The organism is Kitasatospora sp. NBC_01539 (genome assembly GCF_045040525.1).
Taxonomy (GTDB): domain Bacteria; phylum Actinomycetota; class Actinomycetes; order Streptomycetales; family Streptomycetaceae; genus Kitasatospora.
Genome location: NZ_CP109390.1, coordinates 6,440,152 through 6,457,872, shown reverse-complemented (window position 1 = coordinate 6,457,872; position 17,721 = coordinate 6,440,152). Strand labels below are relative to the sequence as shown.

The following is a 17,721-nucleotide window of genomic DNA, read 5'->3' as shown; positions in this document are numbered from 1 at the left end:
GCGGGCGAACGGGAGCGGTCAGGCCTTGCGGCGCACGGTGATCAGGCGCTGCAGCACGATGAAGACGAAGAGCAGCGCACCGATCGCGATCCGGGTCCACCAGGAGCTGAGGGTGCCCTGGAAGCTGATGATCGTCTGGATCAGGCCGAGCACCAGCACGCCGAGCACGGTGCCGAGCAGGAAGCCCGAGCCGCCCGTGAGCAGGGTGCCGCCGATCACCACCGCGGCGATCGCGTCGAGCTCCAGGCCCACCGCGTGCAGCCCGTAGCCGGAGAGCATGTAGAAGGTGAGCAGCACGCCGCCGAGCGCCGAGCAGAAGCCGCTCACCGCGTACACCGTGATCTTGGTGCGGGCCACCGGCAGGCCCATCAGCAGCGCCGACTGCTCGCTGCCGCCCAGCGCGTAGACGTTGCGGCCCAGCCGCGTGTGGTGCAGCACCACGAAGGCGGCCGCGACCACCACCACGGCGATCACCACGCTCGGCGAGACGAACATGTCGCCCGGCAGCGGGATGCGCGTCTGCGCCATCGCCGTGTACGACTCGTCGGTGATCGAGATCGACTCGACGCTGATCGTGTAGCAGAGGCCGCGGGCCAGGAACATGCCCGCCAGGGTGACGATGAACGGCTGGATCTCGAAGGTGTGGATCACCCAGCCCATCACCCACCCCGCCCCGGCACCCATCGCCAGCACCAGCGGGATCACCAGCAGCGCGGGCCAGTGGTGCTGCTCGACCAGCCAGGCCGAGACCATCGTGGACAGGGCGACCACGGCGCCGACCGACAGGTCGATGCCGCCGGTGAGGATGACGAAGGTCATGCCGATGGCGACGACCAGCAGGAAGGCGTTGTCGATCAGCAGGTTGAGCAGCACCTGGCCGGAGAAGAAGCCCTCGTACTGCACCGACCCGGCGCTGAACATCGTGACCAGCAGGACGGCGGTGACCACCAGCGGGATGTGCTCGCGGAGCTTGGTGGCGACGGTGGCGTTCATGCGCCGACCTCCAGGTTTGCGGGTGCGGCCGGCTTCCCCGCCGCGGTGCGGTGGTGCGCCCCGCGGCGCCGGGCCAGCTTCGTGCGGAACTGCGGCGACTGGATGAGGCAGACGGTGATCACGACGACGGCCTTGAAGACCAGCGTGGTCTCCGGCGGGATGCCGATGGTGTAGATGGTGGTGGACAGGGTCTGGATGACCAGCGCACCGAGCACGGTGCCCCCGAGGGAGAACCGGCCGCCGTTGAGCGAGGTGCCGCCGATCACCACCGCGAGGATGGCGTCGAGCTCGATCCACAGGCCGGCGTTGTTGCCGTCCGCGGCCGACACGTTGGAGCTGATCATCAGACCGGCGACGCCCGCGCAGAGCGCGCTGAAGACGTACGCCAGCGCGATCAGCCGCTGCGCGCGGATGCCGACCAGGCGGCTGGCGACCGGGTTGCCGCCGACCGACTCCAGCAGCATGCCGAGCGCCGTGGAGCGCGTGAGCAGCGCCGTCAGCAGCACCATCAGCGCGGCGAGCAGGATGGAGAACGGCGCGGTCAGCCAGTAGCCGCCGCCGATCAGCTTGTACGGCTCGCTGGTGATCGTGATGATCTGGCCGTCGGTGATCAGTTGGGCGACGCCGCGGCCGGCCACCATGAGGATCAGTGTCGCGATGATCGGCTGGACGCCCACCTTCGAGACCAGCAGGCCGTTGGCCAGCCCCAGCACCAGGGCCACGGCCAGCGCGATCGCGACCGCGCCGAGCACCGTGCCGAGGCTCGCCGGGTCAGCCGACTCGCTGATGTGCAGGCACGCGAGTGCGCCCGCGATGGCCACGGTGGAGCCGACCGAGAGGTCGATGCCGCCGGTGGCGATGACCAGGGTCATGCCGAGCGCCACCAGGATCAGCGGGGCGCCGAAGTGCAGGATGTCGATCAGGCTGCCGTAGAGGTGGCCGTCCTTGATCCGGATCGCGAAGAAGTCGTGCGTGAAGGCCACGTTGGCCAGCAGGAGGGCCGCGAGTACGGCCGCGGGCCAGAAGAGGCGGTGCTTGGTCATCGCTGGGCTCCGCTCGCGATCGTCGTCATGATGCGCTCCGGGGTCAGCTCGCCGTCGTTGTGGAGCTGGGCGACCATGCGGTGGTCGCGCAGGATGCCGACCTTGTGGCTGAGCCGCAGCACCTCCTCCAGCTCGGCGGAGATGAAGAGCACGGCCATGCCCTCACCGGAGAGCTTCGCGACGAGCTTCTGGATCTCGGCCTTGGCGCCGATGTCGATGCCGCGGGTGGGCTCGTCGAGGATGAGGAGCTTCGGGTCGGTGATCAGCCAGCGGGCCAGCAGCACCTTCTGCTGGTTGCCGCCGGACAGGTTGCGCACCAGCGCCTCGGGGTTGTTCGGACGGATGTCCAGCGCGCGGATCCAGCGGATGGCCAGCTCGTCCTGGGCGGTGCGGCCGAGCGGACGCGTCCAGCCGCGGGCGGCCTGCAGGGCGAGCACGATGTTCTCTCGGACGGTGAGCTCGCCGACCAGCCCCTCGGTCTTGCGGTTCTCCGAGCAGAAGGCGATGCCGTGGCCGATGGCAGCCCGCGGGCTGCGCAGCGCGGTCTCCTCGCCGTTGATGCGCACCGTGCCGCCGTCCGCCTGGTCGGCGCCGAAGAGCAGCCGGGCCGCCTCGGTCCGCCCGGATCCCAGCAGCCCTGCGAGACCGACGACTTCACCCGGCCTGATGGCCAGGTCGTAGGGTTCGACGGCGCCGCGGCGGGCCAGCTTGTCGGCCCGCAGGAACGGCGCGCCGCCCTTGAGCTCGGCGGGCTGCTTGCGGGCACTGTCCGAGAGGTTCTCCAGCGTCGCGAGTTCGGAGCCGATCATCCGGGAGACGAGCTGCATCTGGCTCAACTCGGAGGTGAGGTACTCGCCTTCGAGGCGGCCGTTGCGCAGGATGGTCATCCGGTCGCAGACCTCGTAGATCTGGTCGAGGAAGTGCGAGACGAAGAGGATCGCCACCCCGCGGTCGCGCAACCGCCGCATCACGGTGAAGAGTTGGGCGACCTCGTCACGGTCGAGGCTGGAGGTCGGCTCGTCCAGGATCAGCACCTTGGCGGAGACGTCCACCGCGCGGGCGATCGCCACCAGCTGCTGGATCGCGATGGAGTGGCTCGACAGCGGGGTCGTGACGTCGATGTCGAGATCGAGAGCGGCCACCGACTCGGCCGCCCGGCGCCGGAGTTCGGCCCAGTGGATCAGGCCGCGGCGGCGCGGTTCGCGGCCGATGAGGATGTTCTCCGCCACCGACAGGTTGGGGCAGAGGTTGACCTCCTGGTAGACCGTGGAGATCCCCGCCTCCTGCGCCTGCAGCGGGCCGGAGATCCGCACCGGGCTGCCGGCCAGCAGCACCCGGCCGCCGTCCGACTCGTACACACCGGTGAGCACCTTGATCAGGGTGGACTTGCCGGCGCCGTTCTCACCCATCAGGGCGTGCACCTCGCCGGGGAAGAGCCGGAAGTCGACCCCGTCCAGCGCCAGCACGCCCGGGAACTCCTTGCGGATCCCGTGCACTTCCAGGACCGGTTGCTGTGACATCGGCCCTCCTCTCGTCGTGTCGGGGGTGCGGGGCCGCCCGCCCGGGTCAGGTGCGGGCGGGCGGCCCCGGCCTCCGGGCCGGATCAGTACTGGCGGGTCGGCAGCGCCGCCGTGGCCTGCTCCGGGGTGAAGGTGCCCTCGACGGTCTTGATCCGGCGCTCGACGCTCTCGCCGGCCTTGACCTTCTTCGCGAGTTCCATCAGCTGGTCGCCGAGGAGCGGGTTGCACTCGACGTCGTAGTTGATCTTGCCCTGGGACATCGCGGTGAAGGCGTCCTTGACACCGTCCACGGAGACGATCTTGATGTCCTTGCCCGGCTTCTTGCCGGCCTCCTCGATCGCCTGGATCGCACCGAGCGCCATGTCGTCGTTGTGCGCGTAGAGCACGTCGATCTTCGGCTGCGACTTCAGGAACGCCTGCATGACCTCCTTGCCCTTGGCACGGGTGAAGTCACCGGTCTGCGAGGCGACGACCTTGAACTTCGGGGTGCCCTTGATCGCGTCCGCGAAGCCCGACTTGCGGTCGTTGGCCGGGGCCGAGCCCGTGGTGCCCTCCAGCTGCACGATGTTGACCTCACCGGCGGCGGACCCGTACTCCTTGACCAGCCAGTCGCCGGCCTTCTTGCCCTCCTCGACGAAGTCCGAGCCCAGGAAGGTCACGTAGAGCGACTCGTCCTTGGAGTCGACCGCCCGGTCGGTGAGGATCACCGGGATCTTCGCGGCCTTCGCCTCCTTCAGCACGGTGTCCCAGCCCGACTCGACCACCGGCGAGAAGGCGATCACGTCGACCTTCTGCTGGATGAACGAGCGGATCGCCTTGATCTGGTTCTCCTGCTTCTGCTGCGCGTCGGAGAACTTCAGCGTGATGCCGGCCTTCTTCGCCGCGTCCTGGACGGACTTGGTGTTCGCCGTACGCCAGCCGCTCTCCGCACCGACCTGGGAGAAGCCCATGGTGATCTTGCCGTCGGAGCCCTTGCTGTCGGAGGAACCGGCACCCGAGGAGCAGGCGGACAGGCCGGCGATCATCGCGCCGGCAACCACGGCTGCGGCAACTCTCTTGTTCATGGGGGACTTCCTCTCGATGGAGCGCCTCCGGCCGCGCCGCCGAGGGGCAGCTACGGCGCACGGCCGGAGGACGGGTGGGGCGGCGGGCGACCGCGGGATGCGGTGGCGCCGCCGGGTGGAGAAGGCGACCCGGGAACCCGGGACGGGGGGGTGACGCAGGTGGGGTGGTGCAGGTGGGGCGGTGCAAGCAGTGCAGGTGGTGCAGGCAGCGCAGGCGGTGCGGGGTGGTACGGCTGGTGCGGATGGAGCCGTCACGCAGGGTGGAACCGGGGCCGTGCCGTGCGGGCCCCACGCGCCCGCTGCGGTCACGTGATGCACTCGCTGGACGAACGGGCTTGATGCAGAAGCGACTTGTCAGATGTCCCGGATGACACAGGGCCCGGGACGAGGCATTGCGGGATCACGCCGCCGGAGCGCGGGATCGCGCATCCGGTGAACGGGATGTGGCCGAGCTGTTTCGCTCGATGGAGATTGTTAACGCTCACATTTGGCCGGGGCAAGAGCTCTGCACGGCGTTACCCAATCTTGACCGCAGCCCCGCCGCGCCCCCGGCACGCCGACGAGGCCGCCCGCCGGAAGGGCGGACGGCCTCGTCGGGACCATCGGGGCAGGTCAGGGCGGTGCAGGGGCGGCCGCCGGTCGTCCGGGCTCAGCCCACCCGCGGGGCAGGCCCGGTGGAACGCCGCAGCACCATCTCCGGGGAGACCAGCACGTGGCTGCGCACGTGCGCCACCCCCACCAGCTCCTCCACCAGCAACTCCAGTGCCCGGCGTCCGAGTTCTCCGAAGTCCTGTCGCACGGTGGTCAGCGGCGGCGTGAAGTACGCGGACTCGGGGATGTCGTCGAAACCGATCACGCTGATCTCGCCCGGCACCGGCCGCCCCGCCTCGTACAGCGCCCGCAACAGCCCGAGGGCCATGTGGTCGTTGGCGCAGAAGACGGCGGTGACCTCAGGGTCCGCCGCGATCCGCAGGCCCGCCTCGTATCCGGAGCGGGCACTCCAGTCGCCGCTGTAGACCTGCGGCACCGGGGCCGCAGCGGTCTCCAGGGTGCGCCGCCAGCCGTCCTGGCGGTCCTGGCTCTCCAGCCAGCCCGCCGGGCCGGCGATGTGGTGCACCGTGGTGTGCCCGAGGTCGAGGAGGTGACGGGTGGCGGCGGCGGCACCGCCGAGGTTGTCGACGGCCACCATCGGCACCCGGGAGCGGGTGCCCGAGCCGACCGCCACGACCGGCACGGAGCTGGAGACCCGGGCGACCGCGCCCACCGCGGATATCTGCGGGGCGATCACCGCCACGCCCTCCACACCCTGGTCGCGCAGCCGGTCGACGGCCTCCTGCACCGAGCGGGTGTCGAGCGAGCGCAGGCTCGCCACGCTGACGAAGTAGCCCGCACTGCGGGCCGCCTGTTCGAGGCCGTCCAGCATGGAGGCCGGGCCGTACAGCGTGGAGGCGAAGCTCACCACGCCGAGGGTCTGGGAGCGGCGCGTGACCAGCGCCCGTGCGGCGGAGTTGGGACGGTAGTCAAGTTCCCGGATGGCGGCGAGCACCTTGTCACGCGTGCCGGGCCGGACGTGCGGGGCGCCGTTGAGGACGCGTGACACGGTCTGGTGGGACACTCCGGCGAGCTTCGCCACATCGGCCATCACAGGCTGTCGGGGATCCATCCCGGCAGTCTCAGTTCCCACTCGCAGCCCCCTCTTCGGTGCCGAGCCAGTTGCGCGGTGCAACTGTCTCACGAGCTTTGAGGGGAGTGTAATTGTTCACGCTCACATATCAATCGCCGTGATCGGCTCCGGAGCGTGACCGGCCGGCGGCCCACGGGGTGGCGGTGGCGTGCGACGGCCCCACGGCGTCCCGGGTCAGGCCGGGACGGGCGCGGGGCCGAAGGAAGGGGGGTCGAAGGAAGGGGGGTCGACGCGGCCGACCGCGGTCGCCGGCCGTTCACGGCCCGGTCCGGCCGGTTCAGGCGGCGGCCACCGGAGCGGCCCCTGCCATGGCGGCGGCCTCCCGCTGCCGCCCGGCGAGCAGCGCCCGCGCCCGGACGAGGGCGGGCTGCGGCTCGTGGACCCCGGTGCAGATGCAGAGTGTGTACTCGGCGTCCGCGCGGCGGCGCTCCTGGTCGGCGTCCGGTGCGGGCAGGGCGGCGAGCGTCTCCAGCTCGTCGACGAGCTCACTCAGCACGGCGTAGTTGATCAGCGGCACGCGCACTCCTCAGGTCGTGGGACGGGCCGGACGGCTCCGCATCCTGCCGCCGCGCGTACCCGGGCGCCGCCACGGCAAGCCCACCACCCTCGGATGGACGCATCCTCTCCACAACTCCCCCGCACCACCGCGAGCCCCTCAGGCCCACCGCGCACCCCCGCTCCCACCCGCGCCCCGGCCGACACGGAGGCCGGGGCCGCGGGCCGGGGCGCCGGCCTCCGCGCCGACCGCGGGGCCGACCGCCGGGTCACCGGCCGGTCAGCGGGTGTCCCAGGGGGTGCGCGGCGGCTGGAGCGGCGGCACCGGCGGCACCGGCGGCGGCGGCGGGGGGTAGAGCGGCGCCTGCGGCTGGAGGGGCTGCTGCGGCGGGTGGGGGTGGTGGTGCGGGGAGCGCCGCGGCGGGGCGAGCGGGCGGTCGGTGTCGGGCGGTGGCGGGGCGTTGCGGCGGCGGCCGGTGCGTCCGGTGAGGCGGCGCAGCAGGCTGTCGTGGGGCAGCACGTCGGCCCAGCGCTCGGGGTACTCGGACGGGGCGTGGTCCTCGTCGTCGTCGGTGTCGTCGTCGTCGGCGCCGTCGGCGAGGCCGAGTTCGCGGACGAGGCGGGCGCGCTGGACGGCGCGGCGGGCGGCGGCCTCGCGGACGACGGTGGCGGCGGCGGCCTCGCTGGCGCGCTCGTTCTCGGCGCGGGCGTCGGCGGTCTCGACGCTGGGCCAGCGGCGGTCGATGGCGGCGTTCATGGCGGCGCCGATGAGGACGGCGAGGGCGACCACGAAGATCCAGAGCAGCACGGCGACGGGTGCGGCGAGGGAGCCGTACACGGAGGGGCCCTCGACGGAGCTGACGAGGTAGACGCGGAGCAGGACGCTGCAGACGACGAGGACGAGGAGGGCGACGAGTGCGCCGGGGATGTCCTCGCGCCAGGGTGTGCTGGCGGGTACCGCGACGTGGTAGAGGGTGGTGAGGAAGATCACCAGCAGCAGGATCGCGGCGGGCCAGTAGAGGGCGTTGACGAGGCCGGCGGAGTCGGGGAGGGCTCCGATGACGAGGCCGGGGCCGGCGACCAGCAGCGGCAGTACGAGGGAGCCGATGAGGAGTGCGCCGAGGTAGAGCCCGAGTGACATGAGGCGGGTCTTGACGATGCCGCGTTTGCCGTCGAGGCCGTACATGACGGTGATGGTGTCGATGAAGATGTAGAGCGCGCGGGAGCCGGACCACAGCGACAGCAGGAAACCGATGGAGATGAGGTCGGGTCGGCCGCTGTCGAAGACGCTGGTCAGCAGGGGTTTGACGATCTGCTCGACCGACTCCGGTGAGAGCACCGTCCCGGATGCCGAGACGACATCGTTCTTGAGGCGGTCGATGGTGCCGGCGCCGAGGATGTCGTCGAGGTAGCCGAGGGTGCCGGCGAGGCAGAGCAGCAGCGGCGGGATGGACAGCAGGGTGAAGAACGCCGCTTCGGCGGCGAGGCCGGTCACCCGGTACTCGACGCAGGTGTTGGCGGTGTCCTTGAGCAGGGCCCACAGGGTTCGGCGCCATCCGTCGCGCCGGGCGCGACGGCGGCCGCCCCTGCGGCGCGAGGGGCGTTCGGCGGCCGGGCCGGAGGTCTCCCGCGGAGTACTGCCTGCTGATTGCACGCCCCTACCGTACTGGCCCCTGTTCCCCTCCTCCGCGCCCGCGCGCGCGATAGGACCGGGGTGGGCCCTCCGGAGGGTGCGGGAGGGGCTTCGGGGGGCCTGGAAGGGCGTGGTCCGGTACCCTCGGCAGCGCTGTGACGACGGGCTATTCGGCCACCATCTCACGATGCGACACATACGCGTCCAGAATGCGGACGTTAGTGGACCGAGGGTCGTTCGCCGTGCGAATCTCTTGCCATGCCAAGCGCCGGAGCCACCCTCGTAGGTCGACTGCACGTCGATCTCCTCCGCGTGTCCAGCGCCATCTGTCCGGTGACCTGAGCCCTACCCGCCGCCTGCACGGCACCGGCGCCACACCTCGCCATCCCCGCCGAAGCGGATGTGCGGGTGCCCACCGGCCGAGGACCACTGCCCCCGTGAGGCCCGCAGCACCAGCGCGGGCCGGGGCGGTTCCGTGCCCGGGTATGCCGACATCCCTCATCAGAGCCAGCTGCCAGAAGGACGAGACACCATGGCCCCTAGCCCCGAACCGGTCGAGCCCACGGTCTCCGGCGCCCCCGTGCGCCGGCCCGCCGCCGCCCGCAAGGTGACCCGCCACCGCGGCGAGGGCCAGTGGGGCATGGGCCACTTCACGCCGCTGAACGCGAACGAGCAGTTCAAGAAGGACGACGACGGTCTCAACGTGCGGACACGCATCGAGACGATCTACGCCCACCGCGGCTTCGACTCCATCGACCCGGCCGACCTCCGCGGCCGCATGCGCTGGTGGGGTCTGTACACCCAGCGCAAGGAGGGCATCGACGGTGGCAAGACCGCCATCCTCGACCCCAACGAGCTGGACGCCGAGTTCTTCATGCTCCGCGTGCGCATCGACGGCGGCCGCCTGACGGTGGCGCAGGTGAAGGCCATCGCCGAGGTCTCCGAACTGTACGGCCGCGGCACCGCCGACCTGACCGACCGGCAGAACGTCCAGTACCACTGGATCCGGATCGAGGACGTCCCCGCGATCTGGCAGAAGCTGGAGGCCGTCGGCCTGTCCACCACCGAGGCCTGCGGCGACACGCCGCGCGTCATCCTCGGCTCCCCGGTGGCCGGCGTCGCCGAGGACGAGATCATCGACGGCACCTCCGCCATCGACGAGATCCAGCGCCGCTTCATCGGCAACCCGGAGTTCTCCAACCTGCCGCGCAAGTTCAAGTCGGCGGTCTCCGGTTCGCCGCTGCTCGACGTGGCGCACGAGATCAACGACATCTCGTTCGTCGGCGTCGTCCACCCCGAGCACGGCCCCGGCTTCGACCTCTGGGTCGGCGGCGGCCTCTCGACCAACCCCAAGCTCGGTGTGCGGCTCGGCGCGTGGGTCCCGCTGGACCAGGTCGCCGACGTCTACGGCGGTGTCATCGGCATCTTCCGCGACTACGGCTACCGCCGCCTGCGCAACCGCGCCCGGTTGAAGTTCCTGGTCGCCGACTGGGGCGTGGAGAAGTTCCGCCAGGTCCTGGAGGACGAGTACCTCAAGACCAAGCTGACCGACGGCCCGGCCCCCGCCGAGCCGGTCGCCCGCTGGCGCGACCACGTCGGCGTGCACCGCCAGAAGGACGGCCGCTTCTACGTCGGCTTCGCGCCGCGCGTCGGCCGGGTCCACGGCAAGCTGCTCGGCCAGATCGCCGACCTCGCCGCCGAGCACGGCTCCGACCGCCTGCGCACCACCGCCGAGCAGAAGATGATCATCCTCGACGTCGCCGGGGACCGCGTCGAGTCGCTCGTCGCCGGTCTGGAGGCGCTCGACCTGCAGGTCAAGCCGTCGACCTTCCGCCGCGGCACGATGGCCTGCACCGGCATCGAGTACTGCAAGCTCGCCATCGTCGAGACCAAGGAGCGCGGCCGCAGCCTGATCGACGAGCTGGAGCAGCGCCTCCCGGAGTTCGACGAGCCGCTCACCATCAACATCAACGGCTGCCCCAACGCCTGCGCCCGCATCCAGGTCGCGGACATCGGTCTCAAGGGCCAGCTGGTCACGGACGACAACGGCGAGCAGGTCGAGGGCTACCAGGTGCACCTGGGCGGTGCGCTCGGCCTGGAGGCCGGCTTCGGCCGCAAGGTCCGCGGCCTGAAGGTCACCAGCGCCGGCCTGCCCGACTACGTCGAGCGTGTGCTGACCCGCTACCAGGAGGACCGCAGGGACGGTGAGCGGTTCGCCCAGTGGACGGCCCGCGCCAGCGAGGAGCAGCTGTCGTGAGCGAGCGCGCGGCGCCGTTCTTCTGCCCGTACTGCGGCGACGAGGACCTGCGTCCCTCGGAGGCCGGGCACGGATGCTGGGAATGCGCGGCGTGCCGCCGGGCCTTCCAGCTGAAGTTCCTGGGGCTGCTGTCGACGAAGAACGGGGGTGCCGCGCATGAGCACGGCAACTGACTACGAGGCGATCGCCACCGCGGCCGCCCGCGACCTGGAGGACGCTCCTGCGCAGGAGATCCTGCGCTGGGCCGCCGACACCTTCGGCAAGCGGTTCTGCGTCACCTCCTCCATGGAGGACGCGGTGGTGGCCCACCTCGCCTCCGGCGTCTTCCCCGGCGTCGACGTGGTGTTCCTCGACACCGGCTACCACTTCGCGGAGACCATCGGCACCCGTGACGCGGTGGCGGCCGTCATGCCGGTCAACGTCATCACGCTGACGCCCCGGCAGACCGTCGCCGAGCAGGACGCCGAGTACGGTCCCGCCCTGCACGACCGCGACCCGGACCTGTGCTGCTCGCTGCGCAAGGTCGAGCCGCTCAACCGCGGCCTCGGCGCGTACGACGCCTGGGCCACCGGGCTGCGCCGCGACGAGTCGCCGTCCCGCGCGAACACCCCGGTGGTGGCGTGGGACGCGAAGCGCCGCAAGGTGAAGCTCGCCCCGATCGCCCGCTGGACGCAGGACGACGTCGACGCCTACGTGCAGGCGAACGGCGTGCTGCTCAACCCGCTGCTGTGGGAGGGCTACACCTCCATCGGCTGCTCGCCGCTGTCCTGCACCGCCAAGCCCGGCGAGGGCGAGGAGGGCCGGGCCGGCCGTTGGGCCGGCTCGGGCAAGACCGAGTGCGGCATCCACCTCTGACCATCCGTCCGTCCGACACGATTCCAGGAGACCCATCGTGACGACAGCCGACACCCTGGGCCGCGGGGACTCCGCCGGGTACGCCGCGGCGGCCACCGCGGCCGACCCCAGCGAGCGCGGCGCCACCGTGTGGCTGACCGGGCTGCCCAGCGCGGGCAAGACCACGCTGGCCTTCGCCCTCGCCGAGCGGCTGCGCGCCGAGGGCCACAGGGTGGAGGTCCTCGACGGTGACGAGATCCGGGAGTTCCTCTCCAAGGGCCTCGGCTTCACCAGGGAGGACCGGCACACCAACGTGGCGCGGATCGGCTTCGTCGCCGAGAAGCTCGCCGCGAACGGCGTGAAGGTGCTCGCCCCGGTGATCGCCCCGTACGCGGACTCCCGCGCCGCCGTCCGCGCCCGGCACGCCGCGCTCGGCACCGACTTCCTGGAGATCCACGTCGCCACCCCCGTCGAGCTCTGCGCCGAGCGCGACGTCAAGGGGCTGTACGCCAAGCAGGCCGCCGGCGAGATCTCCGGACTCACCGGCGTGGACGACCCGTACGAGGCACCGGAGAGCCCGGAGCTGCGTCTGCAGACCCAGGGCCGCGCGGTGGCCGACTCGGCCGCCGAACTTCACGCCTTCCTGACCGAGAGGGGCCTGGCATGACGACCGCCACGCACAGCCTCCTGGACACCCAGGAGAACCCGTACGCGCTGTCGCACCTCGACGCCCTGGAGGCGGAGTCGGTGCACATCTTCCGCGAGGTGGCGGGCGAGTTCGAGCGGCCGGTGATCCTCTTCTCGGGCGGCAAGGACTCGATCGTCATGCTGCACCTGGCGCTGAAGGCCTTCTGGCCGGCCGCGGTGCCGTTCTCGCTGCTGCACGTCGACACGGGGCACAACTTCCCCGAGGTCATCGAGTACCGCGACCGCGCGGTCGCCCGGCACAACCTGCGGCTGCACGTCGCACACGTGCAGGACTTCATCGACGACGGCCGGCTGCGCGAGCGCCCGGACGGCACCCGCAACCCGCTGCAGACCGTGCCGCTGCTCGACGCGATCGAGGGCAACAAGTTCGACGCCGTCTTCGGCGGCGGCCGCCGCGACGAGGAGAAGGCCCGCGCCAAGGAGCGCGTCTTCTCCCTGCGCGACGAGTTCGGCGCGTGGGACCCGCGCCGCCAGCGCCCCGAGCTGTGGTCGCTCTACAACGGCCGGCACGCCGTGGGCGAGCACGTCCGGGTCTTCCCGCTCTCCAACTGGACCGAGCTGGACGTCTGGCAGTACATCGAGCGCGAGGGCATCGAGCTCCCCGAGATCTACTACGCCCACCACCGCGACGTGTTCAAGCGCGACGGCATGTGGCTGACCGCCGGCGAGTGGGGCGGCCCGAAGGACACCGAGCCGGTCGAGCAGCGCCTGATCCGCTACCGCACCGTCGGCGACATGTCGTGCACCGGTGCCGTCGACTCGGACGCCGTCACGATCGCCGACGTCATCGCCGAGATCGCCGCCAGCCGCCTCACCGAGCGCGGCGCCACCCGTGCCGACGACAAGATGTCCGAGGCCGCGATGGAAGACCGCAAGCGCGAGGGGTACTTCTAAGATGACCACCACTCCGGAGACCATCGCCGCGACCTCGCTGCTGCGGTTCGCCACCGCCGGCTCCGTCGACGACGGCAAGTCGACCCTCGTCGGCCGGCTGCTGCACGACTCCAAGTCGGTGCTGAGCGACCAGCTGGAGGCCGTCGAGCACGCCTCCCGCAACCGCGGCCAGGAGGCCCCCGACCTCGCGCTGCTCACCGACGGCCTGCGGGCCGAGCGCGAGCAGGGCATCACCATCGACGTCGCGTACCGCTACTTCGCCACCGCGCGGCGGCGGTTCATCCTCGCCGACACCCCGGGCCACGTGCAGTACACCCGGAACATGGTGACCGGCGCGTCGACCGCCGAGCTCGCCGTCGTGCTCATCGACGCCCGCAACGGCGTCGTCGAGCAGACCCGCCGGCATGCCGCCGTCGCCGCACTGCTGCGCGTGCCGCACGTGGTGCTGGCGGTCAACAAGATGGACCTGGTGGAGTACGCGGAGCCCGTCTTCGCCGCCATCGCCGAGGAGTTCACCGCGTACGCGGCCTCGCTGGGCGTCAAGGACGTCGTCGCGGTGCCGATCTCGGCCCTGGCCGGCGACAACGTGGTCGAGCCGTCCGCGCACATGGACTGGTACGGCGGCCCGACGCTGCTGGAGCACCTGGAGACCGTCGCGGTCGTCGGCGACCCCAGCAGCGAGCCCGCCCGCTTCCCCGTGCAGTACGTCATCCGCCCGCAGACCGAGGAACACCCCGACTACCGCGGCTACGCGGGCCAGCTCGCCTCGGGCGTGCTGCGCGTCGGCGACCCGGTGACGGTGCTGCCCTCCGGCCGCACCACCACCGTCGCGGGGATCGACGTGCTCGGCACGGAGACGGACGTCGCCTGGGCCCCCCAGTCGGTGACCGTGCGCCTCGCCGAGGACATCGACGTCTCGCGCGGCGACCTGATCGCGGCCGACCCGGCCCCGGTGCCCACCAAGGACATCGAGGCCACCGTCTGCCACCTCAACGAGCGGGCCCTGCGCCCCGGGGCGAAGGTGCTGCTCAAGCACACCACCCGCACCGTGCGCGCGCTGGTCAAGGAGATCTCCTACCGCATCGACATCGACACGCTGGAGCAGCGTTCCGGTGCCGACGGCCTGGAGGTCAACGACATCGGCCACGTGGTGCTGCGCACCGCGGAGCCGCTGGCGCTCGACAGCTACTCGGACAACCGCCGGACGGGCTCCTTCCTGCTGGTCGACCCGGCCGACGGCACCACCCTCACCGCCGGCATGGCGGGCGAGGCGTTCGACACCGTGCGCACCACCACGGACGACATCACTTCGGGCGACGAGGAGGACTGGGTCTGATGCCCAGCGAGGCGTTCTCGGGCATGGACAAGGAAGGCGGCCGCATCGGCAGCGGCGTCCTCGGCAGCGGCCAGGGCGGACTGACCCGATGTGGGGGCGGACAGGGGCATTGATCCCCTGTCACCGGGCCGGTCTCTTCCCACAGCAGACACCGCCCGGCTTGCCCGGCATGCGACATGCCGTCAGAACCGCACCGATCCTGCCTCCTTGGCGCCGCACAGGCGCCCCACCATGAACGGGACACTCCTCATGGCACCCAGCACCTCCTCCACGCATACCCCGGCGCGCTTCGGCAGCGGCCGTTTCAGACGCTCCGCCGTGGCCGCCGTCGCGGCGCTCACCGCCACCACCCTGCTGTCGGCCTGCAGCTACGGCGCGAACAAGAGCGACGACAAGGCGTCCGCCGCCCCCGCCGCTTCCGCCGGTACGGCGAAGCTCTCCGCGGACACGGTGAAGATCGGCTACTTCGCGAACCTCACCCACGGCACGGCGCTGGTCGGCCTCAAGGAGGGCCTGATCCAGAAGGAGCTCGGCTCCACCACGATCAAGCCGCAGATCTTCAACGCCGGTCCCGCCGAGATCGAGGCGCTGAACGCGGGCTCCATCGACATCGGCTGGATCGGCCCCTCCCCGTCGATCAACGGCTTCACCAAGTCGGACGGCAAGTCGCTCCGCATCCTCGGCGGTTCGGCCTCCGGCGGCGTCAAGCTGGTCGTCAACCCCGACAAGATCAAGACCCTGGACGACCTCAAGGGCAAGAAGATCGCCACCCCGCAGCTCGGCAACACCCAGGACGTGGCGCTCCTCAACTACCTGTCGACCAAGGGCTACAAGGTCGACGCCGCGTCCGGCGCGGGCGACGTCAGCGTGGTCCGCACCGACAACAAGGTGACCCCGGACGCGTACAAGTCCGGCTCGATCGACGGCGCCTGGGTGCCCGAGCCGACCGCCTCCAAGCTCGTCTCGCTCGGCGCCAAGGTGCTGCTGAACGAGAAGGAGGTGTGGCCCGAGGGCAAGTTCGTCATCACCAACATCATCGTCTCGCAGAAGTTCCTCAAGGAGCACCCGGACGTGGTGGAGGCCGTGCTGCGCGGCTCGGTGAACACCAACGCCTACATCAAGGCCAACCCGGAGAAGGCCAAGGAGGCGGCCAACGCCGCGATCAAGGAGGCGGCCGGCAACGCGCTGGACGCCAAGATCCTCGACCCGGCCTGGCAGGACATCGAGTTCATCGACGACCCGCTGGCGAACACCCTGCAGGCCGAGGCCGACCACGCGGTGACCGCCGGCCTCCTCAAGAAGCCGAACCTCACCGGCATCTACGACCTCACCCTGCTCAACAAGGTGCTCGCGGCCCAGGGCAAGCCCGCCGTGGCGGACGCCGGCCTCGGCGTCAAGTGACCCGCACCCGATAGCCCCGCGGTCCGCCCCGCCCCCGCCCAGTCGATGCCCAGTCACCGGGCGGGGGTGGGGCCGGACCCCGGCCCCCGAGCCACCAGCCGCCATCCCTCCTTGCCCGCAGACGGACAGGAGGGGCCCACGTCCACTCACGGAGGAGGTCCCCGGATGACCCCGGCACTGACCACCACGGAGCCCGCCACCCTCACCGACGCGCCCGCCGACAGCCGGCCTGCCGTCCGCCTCTCGCACGTGCACAAGTCGTTCGGCCGTCCCGGAGCCGCCACCCACGTCCTGGACGACATCACGCTGGACGTCGCCCCCGGGGAGTTCGTGACCCTGCTCGGCGCCTCCGGCTGCGGCAAGTCGACCCTGCTCAACCTGGTCGCCGGCCTCGACCGGCCCACCGCGGGCGACATCGAGGTCGCGGGCGGACGCCCGGCCCTGATGTTCCAGGACCACGCGCTCTTCCCGTGGCTCACCGCCGGCAAGAACATCGAGCTCGCCCTCAAGCTCGCGGGGGTGCCCCGCGAGGAGCGCCGCCCCGAGGCCGAGCGGCTGCTGGAGCTCGTCCGTCTCGGCGGCTCGCACGGGAAGCGCGTCCACGAGCTGTCCGGCGGCATGCGGCAGCGCGTCGCGCTGGCCCGCTCGCTCGCCCAGGGCGCCAACGTGCTGCTCATGGACGAGCCCTTCGCCGCGCTCGACGCCATCACCCGTGACGTCCTGCACGACGAGATCACCCGGATCTGGGCCGAGCGCAAGCTGGCCGTCCTGTTCGTCACCCACAACGTGCGCGAGGCCGTCCGGCTCGCGCAGCGCGTCGTGCTGCTCTCCTCGCGCCCCGGCAGGGTCGCCAAGGAGTGGCGGATCGACCTGCCCCAGCCGCGCCGCATCGAGGACTCGGGCGTCGCGGACCTGTCCGTCGAGATCACCGAAGAGCTGCGTGGGGAGATCCGCCGCCATGTCCAGCACTGACACCCCCACCCTGGTCAAGGACCGGGACGACACCGCGAGCGTCGAGGCAGGCCTCGACGCTCTCGACGCCGTCCAGGTACAGCGCACCCCGGTGACGGAGGTCCTGCGCCAGAAGGTGCTGCCGCCCGTCCTCGGCATCCTGCTCGTCCTCGCCGCCTGGCAGCTCGCCTACAGCCTGGAGCTGACCACCTCGGACAAGCTGCCCAGCCCCTCCGACGTCTGGCAGTCGCTCAGCGACCTCTGGTACGAGGGCACGCTCTTCTCCATCATCTGGACGAGCGTGTGGCGCGGCATCTCCGGCTTCCTCGCCGCCGTCGTCATCGGCACCCCGATCGGCCTGCTGGTCGCCCGGGTCAGGCCGGTGCGGGCCGCCCTCGGGCCGGTGCTCGCCGGCCTGCAGTCGCTGCCCTCGGTCGCCTGGGTGCCCGCCGCCGTCATCTGGCTCGGCATCAACAACTCGGCGATGTACGCGGTGATCCTGCTCGGCGCCGTGCCGTCCATCGCCAACGGCCTGGTCTCCGGCGTCGACCAGGTGCCGCCGATCTACCTGCGGGCCGGCCGCACGCTCGGCGCCACCGGCCTCGCCGGGGCCCGGCACGTGCTGCTGCCCGCCGCCCTGCCCGGCTACCTCGCCGGGCTCAAGCAGGGCTGGGCGTTCTCCTGGCGCTCCCTGATGGCCGCCGAGCTCATCGCCGCCTCCCCCGACCTGGGCGTCGGCCTCGGCCGGTACCTGGAGAACCAGCGCGAGTTCTCCGACATGTCCGGAGTGCTGCTCGGCATCATCCTGATCCTCGTCGTCGGCGTCGCGATCGACCTGATCGTGTTCTCCCCGCTGGAGCGCCGCGTGCTCCGCAACCGCGGCCTGCTGGTCACCACCCGCTGAGGAC

The 17,721-nt window shown here is 71.4% G+C and carries 17 protein-coding genes; 10 read left to right on the top strand and 7 right to left on the bottom strand.

Annotation, left to right across the window (positions count from 1 at the left end; genetic code table 11):
* Positions 1–18: 18 nt before the first annotated feature.
* The 7 genes from yjfF to OG335_RS27970 form a co-directional block, all read right to left on the bottom strand.
* Positions 19–993: a galactofuranose ABC transporter, permease protein YjfF gene (gene yjfF / locus OG335_RS28000; protein ID WP_405013898.1), complete on the bottom strand. Its 975-nt coding sequence runs from the start codon at positions 991–993 to the stop codon at positions 19–21.
* Positions 990–2,036 carry an ABC transporter permease gene (locus OG335_RS27995; protein WP_405013897.1) on the bottom strand — a complete coding sequence of 349 codons (1,047 nt, stop codon included), beginning with the start codon at positions 2,034–2,036 and terminating at the stop codon, positions 990–992. Before OG335_RS27995 ends, yjfF begins: the two co-directional genes overlap by 4 nt.
* Positions 2,033–3,556: a sugar ABC transporter ATP-binding protein gene (locus OG335_RS27990; RefSeq protein WP_405013896.1), complete on the bottom strand. Its 1,524-nt coding sequence runs from the start codon at positions 3,554–3,556 to the stop codon at positions 2,033–2,035. The genes OG335_RS27995 and OG335_RS27990 overlap by 4 nt, the downstream gene beginning before the upstream one ends.
* Positions 3,557–3,639: 83 nt before the next feature.
* A complete protein-coding gene (locus OG335_RS27985; protein WP_405013895.1) occupies positions 3,640–4,620 on the bottom strand; it encodes an ABC transporter substrate-binding protein in 981 nt (326 codons plus the stop codon).
* A 649-nt stretch (positions 4,621–5,269) separates the two neighbouring features.
* The gene (locus OG335_RS27980) at positions 5,270–6,283 is read right to left on the bottom strand and encodes a LacI family DNA-binding transcriptional regulator (RefSeq protein WP_405013894.1); all 1,014 of its coding nucleotides are present in this window, start codon (positions 6,281–6,283) and stop codon (positions 5,270–5,272) included.
* Between the two features lie 298 nt (positions 6,284–6,581).
* Positions 6,582–6,821 (bottom strand): DUF5133 domain-containing protein, encoded by a 240-nt coding sequence (locus OG335_RS27975; RefSeq protein ID WP_405013893.1) that lies wholly within the window; start codon positions 6,819–6,821, stop codon positions 6,582–6,584.
* 258 nt (positions 6,822–7,079) lie between these two features.
* Positions 7,080–8,453: a YihY/virulence factor BrkB family protein gene (locus OG335_RS27970; protein WP_405013892.1), complete on the bottom strand. Its 1,374-nt coding sequence runs from the start codon at positions 8,451–8,453 to the stop codon at positions 7,080–7,082.
* 237 nt (positions 8,454–8,690) lie between these two features.
* On the opposite strand from OG335_RS27970, the gene OG335_RS27965 reads away from it, so the two are divergent.
* From OG335_RS27965 to OG335_RS27920, 10 genes are all read left to right on the top strand, one after another.
* Positions 8,691–8,774, top strand: coding sequence for a putative leader peptide (locus OG335_RS27965; protein ID WP_317634116.1), 84 nt, complete (start codon positions 8,691–8,693; stop codon positions 8,772–8,774).
* A gap of 190 nt (positions 8,775–8,964) precedes the next feature.
* The gene (locus tag OG335_RS27960) at positions 8,965–10,689 is read left to right on the top strand and encodes a nitrite/sulfite reductase (RefSeq protein WP_405013891.1); all 1,725 of its coding nucleotides are present in this window, start codon (positions 8,965–8,967) and stop codon (positions 10,687–10,689) included.
* Positions 10,686–10,862 (top strand): hypothetical protein, encoded by a 177-nt coding sequence (locus tag OG335_RS27955; RefSeq protein ID WP_405013890.1) that lies wholly within the window; start codon positions 10,686–10,688, stop codon positions 10,860–10,862. The genes OG335_RS27960 and OG335_RS27955 overlap by 4 nt, the downstream gene beginning before the upstream one ends.
* A complete protein-coding gene (locus OG335_RS27950; RefSeq protein ID WP_405013889.1) occupies positions 10,846–11,544 on the top strand; it encodes a phosphoadenylyl-sulfate reductase in 699 nt (232 codons plus the stop codon). The genes OG335_RS27955 and OG335_RS27950 overlap by 17 nt, the downstream gene beginning before the upstream one ends.
* 55 nt (positions 11,545–11,599) lie before the next feature.
* Positions 11,600–12,190 (top strand): adenylyl-sulfate kinase, encoded by a 591-nt coding sequence (gene cysC / locus OG335_RS27945; RefSeq protein ID WP_405015550.1) that lies wholly within the window; start codon positions 11,600–11,602, stop codon positions 12,188–12,190.
* Complete coding sequence (gene cysD, locus OG335_RS27940) at positions 12,187–13,125, top strand: sulfate adenylyltransferase subunit CysD (protein ID WP_405013888.1); 939 nt, start codon at positions 12,187–12,189, stop codon at positions 13,123–13,125. The genes cysC and cysD overlap by 4 nt, the downstream gene beginning before the upstream one ends.
* A 1-nt stretch (position 13,126) precedes the next feature.
* On the top strand, positions 13,127–14,461 hold the full coding sequence (locus OG335_RS27935; RefSeq protein WP_405013887.1) for a sulfate adenylyltransferase subunit 1: 1,335 nt from the start codon (positions 13,127–13,129) through the stop codon (positions 14,459–14,461).
* 249 nt (positions 14,462–14,710) lie between these two features.
* Positions 14,711–15,862, top strand: coding sequence for an aliphatic sulfonate ABC transporter substrate-binding protein (locus OG335_RS27930; RefSeq protein ID WP_405015549.1), 1,152 nt, complete (start codon positions 14,711–14,713; stop codon positions 15,860–15,862).
* A 165-nt stretch (positions 15,863–16,027) separates the two neighbouring features.
* The gene (locus OG335_RS27925; protein WP_405013886.1) at positions 16,028–16,834 is read left to right on the top strand and encodes an ABC transporter ATP-binding protein; all 807 of its coding nucleotides are present in this window, start codon (positions 16,028–16,030) and stop codon (positions 16,832–16,834) included.
* A complete protein-coding gene (locus tag OG335_RS27920; protein WP_405013885.1) occupies positions 16,821–17,717 on the top strand; it encodes an ABC transporter permease in 897 nt (298 codons plus the stop codon). Before OG335_RS27925 ends, OG335_RS27920 begins: the two co-directional genes overlap by 14 nt.
* Positions 17,718–17,721 lie beyond the last annotated feature (4 nt).